General features: G+C 74.3%; 13 protein-coding genes and 1 pseudogene. 9 read left to right on the top strand and 5 right to left on the bottom strand.

What is annotated here, in order from left to right; all coding sequences use genetic code 11:
• Positions 1-58: 58 nt before the first annotated feature.
• Positions 59-640, top strand: a pseudogene (locus tag JS521_RS27590) (ferredoxin--NADP reductase domain-containing protein); the annotation flags it as partial.
• A 112-nt stretch (positions 641-752) separates the two neighbouring features.
• Here JS521_RS27590 and JS521_RS27585 read toward each other — a convergent pair.
• The 3 genes from JS521_RS27585 to JS521_RS27575 all read right to left on the bottom strand — a co-directional run bounded on the left by JS521_RS27585 (position 753) and on the right by JS521_RS27575 (position 3,036).
• Positions 753-1,481 (bottom strand): class I SAM-dependent methyltransferase, encoded by a 729-nt coding sequence (locus JS521_RS27585; RefSeq protein ID WP_205085680.1) that lies wholly within the window; start codon positions 1,479-1,481, stop codon positions 753-755.
• A 78-nt stretch (positions 1,482-1,559) separates the two neighbouring features.
• Entirely contained in the window at positions 1,560-2,075 is a 516-nt protein-coding gene (locus tag JS521_RS27580; protein ID WP_205085679.1) for a hypothetical protein, read from the bottom strand.
• A gap of 244 nt (positions 2,076-2,319) precedes the next feature.
• Positions 2,320-3,036, bottom strand: a complete 717-nt coding sequence (locus tag JS521_RS27575; RefSeq protein ID WP_205085678.1) for a cupin domain-containing protein — start codon at positions 3,034-3,036, stop codon at positions 2,320-2,322.
• A gap of 220 nt (positions 3,037-3,256) precedes the next feature.
• On the opposite strand from JS521_RS27575, the gene JS521_RS27570 reads away from it, so the two are divergent.
• The 4 genes from JS521_RS27570 to JS521_RS27555 all read left to right on the top strand — a co-directional run bounded on the left by JS521_RS27570 (position 3,257) and on the right by JS521_RS27555 (position 7,358).
• Entirely contained in the window at positions 3,257-4,342 is a 1,086-nt protein-coding gene (locus tag JS521_RS27570) for a WD40/YVTN/BNR-like repeat-containing protein (protein WP_205085677.1), read from the top strand.
• 67 nt (positions 4,343-4,409) lie between these two features.
• Positions 4,410-5,087, top strand: a complete 678-nt coding sequence (locus JS521_RS27565) for a uracil-DNA glycosylase (RefSeq protein WP_205085676.1) — start codon at positions 4,410-4,412, stop codon at positions 5,085-5,087.
• Entirely contained in the window at positions 5,084-6,247 is a 1,164-nt protein-coding gene (locus JS521_RS27560; protein WP_205085675.1) for an N-acetylglucosamine kinase, read from the top strand. Before JS521_RS27565 ends, JS521_RS27560 begins: the two co-directional genes overlap by 4 nt.
• 178 nt (positions 6,248-6,425) lie before the next feature.
• Positions 6,426-7,358 (top strand): sirohydrochlorin chelatase, encoded by a 933-nt coding sequence (locus JS521_RS27555; protein ID WP_205085674.1) that lies wholly within the window; start codon positions 6,426-6,428, stop codon positions 7,356-7,358.
• Positions 7,359-7,495: 137 nt separating this feature from the next.
• Here JS521_RS27555 and JS521_RS27550 read toward each other — a convergent pair whose 3' ends face one another.
• Both JS521_RS27550 and JS521_RS27545 read right to left on the bottom strand, forming a co-directional pair.
• Entirely contained in the window at positions 7,496-8,566 is a 1,071-nt protein-coding gene (locus JS521_RS27550) for a lactonase family protein (protein WP_205085673.1), read from the bottom strand.
• A 158-nt stretch (positions 8,567-8,724) separates the two neighbouring features.
• A complete protein-coding gene (locus JS521_RS27545; RefSeq protein WP_205085672.1) occupies positions 8,725-10,236 on the bottom strand; it encodes an FUSC family protein in 1,512 nt (503 codons plus the stop codon).
• 241 nt (positions 10,237-10,477) lie between these two features.
• Here JS521_RS27545 and JS521_RS27540 point away from each other — a divergent pair, with 241 nt between their 5' ends.
• From JS521_RS27540 to JS521_RS27525, 4 genes are all read left to right on the top strand, one after another.
• A complete protein-coding gene (locus JS521_RS27540) occupies positions 10,478-10,807 on the top strand; it encodes a hypothetical protein (protein WP_205085671.1) in 330 nt (109 codons plus the stop codon).
• A 138-nt stretch (positions 10,808-10,945) separates the two neighbouring features.
• Positions 10,946-11,455 carry an Lrp/AsnC family transcriptional regulator gene (locus JS521_RS27535; RefSeq protein WP_205085670.1) on the top strand — a complete coding sequence of 170 codons (510 nt, stop codon included), beginning with the start codon at positions 10,946-10,948 and terminating at the stop codon, positions 11,453-11,455.
• Between the two features lie 37 nt (positions 11,456-11,492).
• Positions 11,493-12,185: an HAD family hydrolase gene (locus tag JS521_RS27530; RefSeq protein ID WP_205085669.1), complete on the top strand. Its 693-nt coding sequence runs from the start codon at positions 11,493-11,495 to the stop codon at positions 12,183-12,185.
• 267 nt (positions 12,186-12,452) lie between these two features.
• Positions 12,453-13,288: serine/threonine-protein kinase (locus JS521_RS27525; protein ID WP_239487913.1), on the top strand; the 836-nt coding region annotated here is incomplete at its 3' end.

The following is a 13,288-nucleotide window of genomic DNA, read 5'->3' as shown; positions in this document are numbered from 1 at the left end:
CCCCGCGCCGCGCTGAGCGCGCTGGAGTCCAGCCGGGTGCGCGATGTGCACATCGTGGGCCGCCGGGGCCGTGCGCCGGATCCGGCTGCGGTTCTTCCTGCGGCCGGTGGAGCTGCTGGAGCGCGGCGGGCGGGTCGCCGGGGTGCGGTTCGCCCGGACCGCTCCCGACGGGGCCGGCGGGGTACGGGACACCGGTCGTTACGAGGACGTCGAGGCGCAGCTCGTCCTGCGGGCGGTCGGCTATCGCGGGGTGGAGCTGCCGGGGCTGCCCTTCGACCCGGTATGCGGAACGGTGCCCCATGCGGCGGGCCGGGTGCTGCGGGGCGGGGTGCCGTCGCCGGGTGAGTACGTGGCGGGGTGGATCAAGCGGGGGCCGACCGGGGTGATCGGCTCGAACCGCTCCTGCGCCAAGGAGACGGTGGCCTCGCTCCTGGCGGACGCGGCCGCGCTGACGCGGCGTGCGGTGGCGGACGATCCGCTGGCCGTGTTGCGGGAGTGGGGGCTGCGGCCGGTGGAGTGGGCCGGCAGGCTGTCGATCGAGCGCGCGGAGGCGGAGCTGGGCCGTTCGCTGGGGCGCGGCCCGGTGAAGATCCCGGACTGGGCGGGGCTGCTGGCGGCGGCCCGGGACGAGAACGCCTGAGCGGCCCGGCACTGTGACTCCCGGGTCGCCGTTCCCGCCCTGTCACGCCCGGGTCACCACTCCCGCGCCGTCACTCTCGTGTCACCACTTCCGCGCCGTCACTCCCGCGCCGTCATTCGCGGGTCGCCACCACCAGGCGGGCGCGGGGGCTGCCGTCGGGGCGCGAGCCCAGTTCGGTCAGCGGCACGAGCCGCACGGCGAATCCGGCCCGCGTCAGGTCCTCCAGCACATCGCCGAGCCGGAACGTGCGGTAGTACATGACGAACTGCGGGCGCCACAGGGCGTTGCGCACCCGCATCGCCGCGTCGAAGCCGAGCAGCGACCAGTAGGCGCGCGATCCCACCGGGGGCGGTGCGCCGATCGGGAAGACGAACTGTCCGCCCGGCCGGAGCGATCCGTGCACCTCGGCGAAGAGGCCGAGGCGTTCAGCGGGCAGGAAGTGGCCGAACGCGCCGAAGCTCAGGGCGAGGTCGAAGACCGGCGCGAAGGGCAGGGAGCGGGCGTCGGCCCGTACCCAGTGGGCCGCCGGCCCCTCTCCCCCGGGCGGGAAGGCGGCCCGGGCCTCGTCGAGCATGCCCGCGCTGAAGTCGACCCCGACCGCCCGCTCTTGGCACAGCTTTCGGAGCACGCCGACGCCCGCGCCCGTCCCGCAGCAGACGTCGAGCCCGGTGCCGAAGGGGCCGAGTTCGCCCACCGCCCGGGTGACGGCGTCGAGGACGCGGTCCGGGGTGCGGTAGGGCGTGTGGTCGAACTTCGGGGCGAGGAGGTCGTAGCCGCGCTCGATCGACGAGAGCGCCTGGACGGCCAGTTCGCGCACTGTGGGGCCCTGTTCGGTAGACATCACGGCCACCCTACCGACGCGGCGGGCTCACTGCGGCAGCCAACGGGTGCGGCGGCCGCGGGGAGCACGGTCGAGGCGTCAACTGCCTTCGGGAAGCCGGCGCTTCAGGGTGATGGCGGCGTCGGCGGCGTACGCCTGGGTCCAGCTGCGGCCGGCACCCGACTTCCAGGTGACGTGGACCGTGGAGCCGTCCGTCCGTGCGCTCTCCACGGTCATGGCCCGGTCTCCGTCGCGCACGTCGCCGCGGCGCAGTTCGCCCGCCTCGACCGTGACGGGGCGCTCCGCCGGCGCGTTCTCGGTCTCCTCGGCCGCCCGGAGGAGCACGGCGGCCAGCTCGCGGGCCGCCTCGGGGGTGCAGGACCAGACGAGCTCGCCCGCCGGGGGCGAGAGCCGGATGCCGATACGGGGAGCCGGAGCGGGACGGTCGGGGGCGGGATCGTCCCCGGTGGCCCGGGCGGGCCCGCCCTCGATGACCGTAACGGGCGCGTGTTCGCCCGCGGTGACCATGACGTGCTCGCCCGCGGTGACCGTGATCGGCACCGGGTGGCCGCCGGCGTCCGTGATCCCGATCCGGATCCCGATCCCGCTGCTCATCGTCGTCTCTCCTCGGTTTCCCTGGCCTCGGGCGCCCCCGGGGCCAGGTCTCAGCCCCGGGCCTTTGTACGGCCTCCGTACGGCGTCCATGCGGCCCTCTCCGGCCTCCACCAGCATGTCAGCATCCGGCGGCGGGGTGTACGGGCGGGCCCGCCGTCCGCCGGGGCGGTCCGGCGGGGCCGGTTCAGGTCCGGCGGGGCCGGTTCAGGTCCGGCGGGGCCGGTTCAGGTCCGGCGGGGCCGGTTCAGGTCCGGTAGACGTCCAGGCGGCCGCACATGCCGAACCTGCCGTGCGCGGAGGGCCGTTCGGCGTGCACGCGGGCGTCGGCGAGGTGGCCCGCCTCGCCCCGGTCCAACGCGTCGAGCTGGTCGGCGGTGGCGGGGGGCGCCGTGGCGGCCCCTTTCTCCCAGCGGGCGCGCCACTCGGCCGCACGGGGGCGGACGAGCGCGGCGGCGGCACGGTGGAACGCGGCCAGCGGTTCCGGGTCGCCCTTCTCCAGGGCCTCGCGCAGGGCGAGGAACCCCTCCACGGCGAGGTCGCGTCGGGCCCGCGCCGCCCGCTCCTGCACGGCCTCCTCGGCGTCCACCGGCAGGGCCACCGCCGCGCGGTAGGCGTCCGGGTCCGTGAGTCGGCCTGGCGGCAGGGTGAGCACGGCGTCGCCCGCCTCGGGCAGCCCGCTGTTCTGCATGAGCACGATGAGGCGCAGCCCGTCCTCGTTGACCAGGCGGTGGACGGTGCCCGGAGTGAACCAGACCAGCGCGCCGGACGTCAGCGGGGTCTCCCGGAAGCCCTCGGCCGTGAGGGTCTGCACAGAACCGCTGCCGCCGACCACGACGTACCCCTCCGAGCAGGTCAGATGCAGATGCGGGGTGCCTCCGCGCAGCCCGTCTGCGGAGGGCCAGTCGTAGACGCTCAGGTGCGAGACGGCGACGGCGCCGGGCAGTCCTTCGAAGGTCACCACAGGGGCTCCTGAGTCTCGGTGGCACGGGACCTGAAGAGCCTCCCGCGCAAGCGCTTTCTACGGCTGTCGAACGCTAGGGCCGCCGCCGGACACCGGTCAAGGGAACCGCGCACGCCGGGCCGCACCACCGGGGCGGCGGGCGTGTGCGCGGGCCACTGTCAGTGGTCGGGTGCAGACTGGCACTGTTCCGGCACAACGGCGTATCGGGAGGTTCAGGACCATGACCGATGTCTTGCTCACCGCAGGCACCCGCAAGGGTCTCTTCATCGGCCGCAGACGCGGCGGGACCTGGGAGATCACGGGCCCGCACTTCAACGCGCAGGCGATCTACTCGGTCGCCGTGGACACCCGGGGGGACACCCCGAGAATCCTGGTCGGCGGGGACAGCGCCCACTGGGGGCCGTCGGTCTTCCACTCCGACGATCTGGGCGAGACCTGGGTCGAGCCGCGACAGCCGGCGGTGAAGTTCCCCAAGTCCACCGGTGCGTCGCTGGAGCGCGTCTGGCAGCTGCACCCGGCGGGACCGGAGGCGCCGGACGTGGTCTACGCGGGCACGGAGCCGGCCGCGCTGTTCCGTTCCGAGGACCGGGGCGAGTCGTTCGAGCTGGTGCGTCCGCTCTGGGAGCACCCGACCCGCTCGCGGTGGGAGCCGGGCGGCGGCGGCGAGGGGCTGCACACCGTCCTGACCGACTCGCGGGACGCCAAGGCCGTGACCGTCGCCGTGTCGACGGCGGGGGTGTTCCGGACCAAGGACGGCGGGGCGAGCTGGGAGCCGTCGAACAAGGGCGTCTCGGCAGTCTTCCTCCCGGACCCGGACCCGGAGTTCGGGCAGTGCGTCCACAAGGTCACCCGGGACGCGGCCGACCCGGACCGGCTCTATCTGCAGAACCACTGGGGCGTGTTCCGCAGCGACGACGCCGGCGACCACTGGAGCGACATCGGCGCGGGCCTGCCCTCCGACTTCGGGTTCGCCGCCGCCGCGCACCCGCACCGCGGCGACACGGCGTACGTCTTCCCGATCAACGCGGACGCCGACCGGGTGCCGGCGGAGCACCGCTGCCGGGTGTTCCGTACGACCGACGCGGGGCGCACCTGGGAACCGCTCACCCAGGGCCTGCCGGACGGGGAGCATTACGGGACGGTGCTGCGGGACGCCCTGTGCACCGACGACGCGGATCCCGCCGGGGTCTACTTCGGCAACCGCAACGGCGAGTTGTACGCCAGCGCGGACGACGGGGACAGCTGGCAGCAGCTCGCCGCACATCTGCCGGACGTCCTGTGCGTACGGGCGGTGGCGCTCGGCTGACGGGCGGCCGGCCTGAGCACCGACGGCAGTTGATCGGAGTGGTCGTATCAGCAGTAGAGTGCGGGCCGTGGCAGCACGACCGTTGAAAGAGATCATCGAGCCGGGGTGGGCCGACGCCCTCGAACCCGTCGCCGAACGCATCGCCGCTATGGGCGACTTCCTCCGCGCGGAGATCGCCGCGGGCCGTACGTACCTGCCCTCCGGGGCCCATGTACTGCGGGCGTTCCAGCAGCCGTTCGAGGAGGTGAGAGTGCTGGTGGTCGGCCAGGATCCGTATCCCACCCCGGGACACGCGATCGGGCTGAGCTTCGCGGTGGCCCCCGACGTACGGCCGCTGCCGGGCAGTCTGGAGAACATCTTCCGGGAGCTGCACGGGGATCTGGGGCTGCCCAGGCCGTCCAACGGCGATCTCACGCCGTGGACGCAGCAGGGGGTGCTGCTGCTGAACAGGGCGCTGACCACCGCGCCTCGGCGGGCCGGCGGGCACCGGGGCAAGGGCTGGGAAGAGGTGACCGAGCAGGCCATCAGGGCGCTGGTGGCCCGCGGCACCCCGCTGGTGTCGGTCCTGTGGGGACGCGACGCCCGCAATCTGCGCCCGCTGCTGGGCGACTCCCCCGCGATCGAGTCCTCGCACCCCTCCCCCCGGTCGGCCGACGCGGGCTTCTTCGGCTCGCGGCCGTTCAGCCGTGTCAACGAACTGCTGGAGCGTCAGGGGGCGCAGCCGGTGGACTGGCGGCTGCCGTGACGCACCCCCCGGCAGGGCCGGCCCCGGCCGGACCCGGCGCGTTCGTCCTCGGGGTCGACTCCGGGGGCTCCGGGCTGCGGGTGGCGCTGGGCCGGGTGGGGCTGTCCGGGCCGCTGTCGACGACCGTCTGCGCCGAGCCGGTGCGGACGGGGCCGGGCGGCATCGACGCCGGGCACCTGCTGGACCAGCTGCTGCCCGCCGCCCGGGAGTTGCTGGAGCGCGCGGCCGCGTCCGACGACGCGGCGACCGGCGCAGTCAGGACCAGCACAGCCACGAGGGGCGATATCGCGGCACTGGCGATCGGGGCCGCCGGCATGGCCACGCTGGGTGAGCGGTTGCGGGCGGAGCTGCCCGGCGCGCTCGCGGACGCGCTGGGGGTACGCCGGGTGGCGCTGGCCGCCGACGCGGTGACGGCCTACGCGGGCGCGGTGGGACAGCGTCCCGGTGCGGTCGTCGCGGGCGGCACGGGCATGATCGCCCTCGGTACGGACCTGAAGGAGTGGCACAGGGCCGACGGGTGGGGTCATCTTCTGGGTGACAGCGGCGGCGGTGCGTGGATCGGCCGGGCCGGGCTGGACGCGGCGATGCGCGCCCATGACGGGCGGCGTGGCGGTTCCGCCGCACTGCTGGACCGGCTGCGGGCGGTGTTCGGACCGGCCGAGGAGCTGCCGGGGCTGCTCTATCCGCGGACCGACCGGCCGGCCGTGCTGGCCTCGTTCGCCCCGGAGGTGGCGGCGTGCGCCGGAGCGGATCCGGTCGCCGCGGGCATTCTTCGACAGGCCGCCGGCCATATCGCCGAGGCGGCGGCGGCCGTGTGCCCGCCGCCCGCCGGGACGGGCGGCGAGGGCAGCGAGGGTGACGGAGGCGACCCAGGCGACGAAAGCGGCGAGGTCGGCGAAGTGGCGCTGACCGGGGGCCTGTTCAGGATGGGCGAGCCGCTGGTCGCGCCCCTGCGCGAGGAGTTGGCGCGGCTACTGCCGGGGGCCCGGGTGACCGCGGCGACGGGCGATCCGCTGACGGGCGCACTCCGGATCGCACGTGCCCTGGCGGCCGGGGACCTGCGTCTGCCGCGTCACCCGACGATGTTGTTCGTGCCCTCGGAGCGCGGACCCGGAGAGCACGGCGGAACGGCGGTGCGCGGCGAGCCCCGGACGGGGTGAGAAGTCAGCGTGACGGCGCGGAGACGGACGGGAAACCGGGGGAACGGCGAGCCGGCAACCGGCCGACAGACAGGGACACTCCGGCGGTACATCACTCATCGGACATAAGCGGATAGTTAACGCTCGACCGGACCCTCCCCGAACAGAGGGGCAGGCAAAACCAGTAGCATGCGGCGCCATGAGCACCCCCACTGGGCCCGCTTCCGGCCTGCCTGTACGAATGCCGCGACCTCGCCAGTCCGGACGGCACCGCCGCCCGGAGCCCGTGGTCGCACCTGAGGGCGCTGCCGCGCTCGTTCTCGCCGTTCCCGGTACGCCTTCCCCGGCCACGCGCAGCCTGGCCGAGGAGGTCATCAGCATCGCCCGTTCCGAGCTGCCCGGCCTCAACGCCCGGATCGGCTATCTCGACGGGGACGATGCCGAGTACCCGACCCTTGCCACCGTTCTCGCCCACAACGCCGCCGAGCGCGTCGCGCGCTTCGAGCAGGCCGTGGCCGCCGGCCGTGAGGTCGCCGAGCCCACGGGTCCGTCCGCCGTCGTGGTCCCGCTGCTCGCGGGGCCCGACAGCGCGCTGATCCGGCGGATACGGCAGGCCGTGATGGACAGCGGTACGCAGGCCGAGCTGACCGATGTGCTCGGCCCGCACCCGCTGCTCGCCGAGGCCCTGCACGTACGGCTGTCGGAGGCCGGTCTCGCGCGCGCCGACCGCGCCAGGCTGTTCACCGTCGCCACCGCCGCCGACGGCATCGTGCTGGCCACCGTGGGCGGCGAGGAGGCCGTGCAGGCCGCCGGGATCACCGGCATGCTGCTGGCCGCCCGGCTCGCCGTGCCGGTGATGGCGGCCGCGCTGGACGTGGAGGGCTCGGTCGCGTCGATCGCGCAGCAGCTGCAGGGCTCCGGCTCCGCGCAGCTGGCACTGGCGCCGTACCTGGTGGGCCCGGAGGTCGACCCCGGCCTGCTGGACGCCGCCGCGAAGGAGGCGGGCTGCGCGACGGCCGAGCCGCTGGGCGCCTACCCGGCGATCGGCAAGCTCGTGCTGTCCCTGTACGCCACGACGCTGGGCATCACGCCGGCGACGCCGCAGGGCACCCAGGGAGCTCAGACCCACTGACCGGACGCCGTCGCCCCGGGGCGGCGGCTCGGGAAGCCGGACACAGCGCGGCGGGCCCGGACCGGGGATTCTCCTCCGGTCCGGGCCCGCCGCGCTGTGTCCGGGCTTTCGTGGTCGGACGAGGGCGGCGCCGACGGTCAGGCGAAGACGACGCAGGAGGCCGCGGGGACCTCGACGGAGCCCGCGTGCCGCGGGATGCCGGTCTCGGCGTCCACGGCGAACCAGCTGACGTTCCCGGAGCGCTCATTGGCCGCGTACAGCCACTGGCCGCTCGGGTCGAGGGTGAGGTCGCGCGGCCAGCGTCCTCCGCAGCCGACCGTGGCCACCAGGGACGCCTTCTCGCCGCTCTCGTCGAGGGTGAGCACGGAGATGCTGTCGTGGCCCCGGTTGGCGGTCCACAGGAAGCGCCCGTCGCGCGCGACGACCACCTCGGACGGGTAGGTGCGCACCGCGTCGTCGGCCGGCCCGGCCCCCTCGTGCTCGGGCAGCACCGGTGTCTCGCCGAGCACGTCGAGGCGGCCCGTCATCGCGTCCCAGCGGCAGACGGTGAGGACCGGCTCCAGCTCGCCCAGGACGTAGGCGGGAGCGCCCGAGGGGTGGAAGGCCAGATGGCGCGGGCCGGTGCCCGGACGCAGGGCCGTCTCGCCGTGCAGTCGCAGGGCGCCGGTGGCGGGGTCCAGGGCGCAGACGCGTACGGAGTCGGTGCCGAGGTCCACACTGACCACCCAGTCGCCGGAGGGGTCGGCGAGCACCTGGTGGGCGTGCGGAGCTTCCTGGCGGCCGGTGTCCGGGCCGCTGCCCTCATGGCGGAGAACCGAGGCCGCCGTCCCGAGCGATCCGTCGGCGTCCACCGGCAGGGCGGTGACGCTGCCGGAGGTGTAGTTGGCGGTGACCAGGTGGTTCGCGGCGAGCGCGAGGTGGGTGGGCGCATCGCCCTCGACGGCCCGGACGGGGCCCAGGAGGACCGGTACGTCCTCGTCCAGGGCGAAGGCGGCGGCGACGCCGGGGGCGCTCTCGCCGACCGCGTACAGGACCGTGCCGTCCGCTCGGGGGCCGACCGCGAGGAACGAGGGGTCGGGCACGGCGTCCGTGGATCCGAGCACGGTCAGCGCGCCGGTGTCCCGGTCCACGGCGGCGGCGGTGATGCCGCGCCCGCCCGCCGAGGTGAACGACCCAATGAATGCCCGCCCGGCACTGTTGCCGATCATCGCGCTACCCCTCTTCACCGTCGCCGCGATCTTCACGGCCGACGGTAGCAGGGAGCCCGCCGCGGTCCAGACCAATGTGGCCGGAAAGGATCGGACAGTGCGGGGACACGGGGCGGCGCAGCCCTCGGGGGACGGTCAGGCACCGCCTCAGGGGAAGGTCAGGCCGGCTCGGGCGCCATGGCCGGAGTCCGGCCGCCCCGGCCCTGGAGCGGTGCCGCCAGTGCGGCGAGTGCGCGCTCCAGGCCGTGCAGGTGGGCGAGGGCGGGGTCGACGACGGCCCCGGGAAGCTCGGGCAGATGGAAGCCGCGGGAGCCCTCGGGTGCGGTGAGCGCCTCGACGGCCGCCTCGACGCGGGAGCAGGCGGCCGAGAGCCGTGAGTCGTGCGAGGCGTCCGGGTCGGCGGCGATGGAGGCCAGGCCCCGGACCTCCCGTACGCAGTCGTCCAGCAGCGCGAGCACCTGCCGGGCCCGTGCCTTGCGGGCCGGCAGCGGGCTCAGGGGGTGCACCAGCGGGGCGAGGGAGAGGCGGACCCGGCCGAGCAGCACCTCCAGTTCGGCGACGCGGGGGCCGGGGTCGGCGATCGTCGAGCCGGCGAGCCGGTCGGCGGCCTCGGCCGTGCAGGCGTGCACGCACCGCAGCGCCTTCTGGATCCACGCGTCGGTGATGGCGTGGGTGGTGACGGGGAGCACCAGCAGGACGGCGAGCACCGCGCCGAGCGCGCCTACGGCGGTCTCCGCGACGCGCAGCCAGAGCAGGGCGGCGTCCAGGACGCCCAGCACGCCGTAGAGCATGCCGACCATCACCGTCACGAAGAACATCATCCAGCTGTACGAGACCGCTGCCGTGTAGAAGATGCCGAAGACGCTGACCGCGACGATGGCGGCGGTCGGGGCTCCCGCGCCGTCGAGCGGGATGGCCACGGCGAAGCCCGCGACGATGCCGATCACGGTCCCCAGGACCCGCCGGAATCCGCGTACGAGCGTCTCGCCGCGCGAGGTGGTGTTGACGAAGACCCACCAGGTGGCGCCCACGGCCCAGTACCACCGCTGGTCGGACAGGAGCTGCCCCAGGCCGAGCGCGAAGGCCCCGCCCAGGGTGGCCTGGACGGCCTGCCGGGTGGTGACGCGGATCCGGCCCCCGCCCTCCGGCGGAGCGGGCGCGGGCACGACGGGGAGCCGCCGCTCGTAGCACCACAGGCCGAAACGGACGGCGGAGGAGGCGCACAGGGACAGCACCACGGCGACGTACAGCTCGGGCAGCTGTCCGGGCACGGTGTGCAGGAACTGGGCGGCGAAGAACGTCATGAACGCGAAGACGCCCAGCGCGTGCCCGCGCGGCCCCCAGCGCCGGGCGTACACGCCGGCCCCCATCACGGCGAGGAAGATCAGGTCGCGGGCGAGCGGCTGGTCGTGCAGCACGGCCGCGACGGCGAGGACGGGCAGACCGACGACGGGGAGCAGGGCGGTGGTGACCGCCTGCCCGCGCACCGTCGGGTCGGTCACGGTGAAGAGGGCGAGCAGGGCCGCGAGGCCGCCGGTGATGGCCGCCTCGAGGGAGTGCCCGGCGAGGCCGCACAGCGCGACCGCGAGGCTGATGCCGAGCACGGCCCGGCCTGCGAAGCGCAGCCGTACCCGCCCCGGGTCCGGCGCCACGAACACCCTCTTCAGCACACTTCCACCCCTTCCGCGTCTCCGCGGGACTCGCATGAAAAAGGCGCCGCGGAAGTCCGCAGCGCCATCGACGCCTCCATTGCAGCACCCGTCTGGCTCTTGGATCAAATCGGAAGGAATACCCTGTACCGATGGCCCAGTGAAATGGTCGATGATTCGGCCACCAGCGTGCCAACGGACCACCTCGGGGATGAGTACGGGTACTCATCCCCGGAGAGCCTCCCCGGCGCAGGATCCCGACATGGACATGAACATGGGTACGCGCACGGCCGGAATCGGGCGGCGGCGCGAACCGCGTACCGGCACGGCGAACCTTCTGGTGTTCCTGGGCGTCCTACCGCTCGACATCCTGGTGGGCGGTTACGCCTGGCTGGCCGTCGGCATGGAGGGCTGGGCCGCGGCACACAACGGTGAGGACGCCGTTCTCCCGGTGACGGAGCTGCTGTGGAGCGGAGGCATGCCGGCCTCGATCGGGCTGGCGCTGTGCTGGGGGCGGTTCTGGGCGGCCGCCGTGGCCCAGTTCGCGCTGACGGCGGTCGTGATGGCCGTGCTGTCGTCGTCCTACGGGTGACGGGCGACGGGTGACGGGTGTCGGGGGGCTAAGGGGAACGGGTGGTGCGCCTGCCGCCGCCTCGACGGCCCGAGGCGGCCCCGTGCCCTGGGTACAGTCGGGGCCGGACAGGACGGCTCGGAAGGAGATCGGCGGATCATGGCGGTGGACGCTCTCGACACCCGGATCCTGCGCCTGCTCATCGAGCAGCCGCGCACCAGCGTCCGGGAGTACGCACGCATCCTCGGCGTGGCCCGCGGCACCCTGCAGGCCCGGCTCGACCGGCTGGAGCGCGACGGTGTGATCACCGGCACCGGGCCGGCCCTCTCCCCGGCCGCGCTCGGCCACCCCGTGCTCGCCTTCGTCCACCTGGAGGTGACCCAGGGGCACCTGGTGGAGGTGGGCGACGCCCTGGCAGCCGTGCCCGAGATCATCGAGGCGTTCTCGACGACGGGCGGCGGCGATCTGCTGACCCGCGTCGTCGCCCGGGACAACGGGCACCTGGAGGACGTGATCCAGCGGCTGATCCAACTGCCGGGGGTCGTCAGGACGCGGACCGATGTGGCGCTGCGCGAGCGGGTGGCGCACCGGGTGCTGCCGCTGGTGGAGGCCGTGGGGCGCGCGGCGGGCGACCGGGACCGGCCGGACGCCGGGACCGGCCGGGGGTGACCGGACCCGGCGGTCCGCGCTGCGGCATGCTGGAGCCATGACCTCCCACCCCGTCACCGCGTCCGGGTTCCACGTGATCTTCGACCTGGACGGGACGCTGGTGGACAGCGAGCCGAACTACTACGAGGCGGGGCGCCGGCTGCTCGCCCGGTACGGGGTACGGGACTTCGACTGGGAGACCCACACCCGGTTCATCGGCATCGGCACCCGGGAGACGCTGACCGTCCTGCGCGCGGAGTACGGGATCGACGCCCCGGTCGACGAACTGCTCGCCGGGAAGAACGCCCTCTACCTGGAGCTCGCCGGGGCGTCGACGGAGGTCTTCCCGCAGATGCGGGTGCTCGTGGAGCGCCTGCACGCGGCCGAGGTGCCGATGGCGGTGGCCTCCGGCTCGTCCCGGGCCGCGATCGAGGCGGTGCTCGCGGTCACCGGGCTCGACGCGTACATCCCGCTGTACGTCTCCGCCGAGGAGGTCGCGCAGGGCAAGCCCGAGCCGGACGTGTTCCTGGAGACGGCACGGAGGATGGGGGCGGAGCCGGCGGACTGCGTGGTGCTGGAGGACGCCCCGGCCGGAGCGGCGGCGGCGCACGCGGCGGGCATGCGGTGCATCGCCGTCCCCTATGTGCCGGAGACCGCGTCCGACCCGGCGTTCAAGGCCGCCGACCTGCTGTTCGCGGACGGGCAGTCCGCGTTCTCGGCCGAGGCCGCGTACTGCCGGATGTCCGGCTGAGGCAGGGCCCGGCGGGCATTCCCGGCGTCGGGGCAGGCGGGGAGAGGTGCCGGGCCGTCAGCCGGGCCCGGGGAAAAGGCCGTCGGGGCATCCGGGCCCCGCCGGACCGATATCCTGATCATGTCGTTCGCCGCACCGCCCAGGACTCCGCCCAAGACCCCGGGCCCCGGGGGTCCGACAGCCGGAGCGGGCCACCATTCGAGATAGGTGTAGCAGGTGCTGGTAGCTGGTCGGTACCGATTGGTATCCCCCATCGGACGTGGCGGCATGGGCGAGGTGTGGCGCGCCACGGACGAGGTCCTGGGACGCGCCGTGGCCGTGAAGCTGCTGCTGGGGGACCAGGCGGACGCCTCGTCGACCGCCCGCTTCCGGCTGGAGGCCCAGACCGCCGCCCGGTTGAGCCACCCGCATCTGGTGGCGGTGTTCGACTTCGGCGCCTGGGAGGACCGGTTCTTCCTGGTGATGGAGCTGGTCGAGGGGCAGAGCCTCGGAGACCTGCTGGCCGCCCAGGAGCGGGTCCACCCCGAACAGGTCGCCCGGATCGCCGGTCAGGCCGCCGCCGGTCTTGCCGCCGCGCACCGCCAGGGCATCGTCCACCGCGACATCAAGCCGGGCAACCTGATGCTGGACGCGGACGGTTCGGTGAAGATCGGCGACTTCGGGATCGCCCAGTTCGTCGACGATCCCTCGACCGCGCTGACGACGGCCGGCCATATCGTCGGCACGAGCCTCTACTTGGCGCCCGAGCGTGCTCTCGGACGTACGGCGGACTCGGCGTCCGACATGTACTCGCTGGGCTGCGTCGTCTATCAACTGCTGCTCGGTCAGCCCCCGTTCAAGTCCGACACCGCCACCGCCACGCTGTACCAGCATGTCGACACCCCGCCGGTCCCGCTGCGACAGCGCGGTGTCGACATCTCCGCCGCCTTCGACTCGTATCTGCTCGGACTGCTGGCCAAACAGCCGGAGGAGCGGCCCACCGCGCAGCAGGTGTCCGACTGGTTCCGCACCGACGCCTGGCGCGGCCGGCCGGAGCCCCTCCCCCAGCAGACCCGAACGTCCCACCGGGCGTCCTCCCCCGTGGCCCCGAAGCCCTCCCCCGC

This window comes from Streptomyces durocortorensis (genome assembly GCF_016901035.1).
GTDB classification, from domain to species: Bacteria; Actinomycetota; Actinomycetes; order Streptomycetales; family Streptomycetaceae; genus Streptomyces; species Streptomyces durocortorensis.
This window is presented reverse-complemented; position numbering and strand designations above follow the sequence as displayed.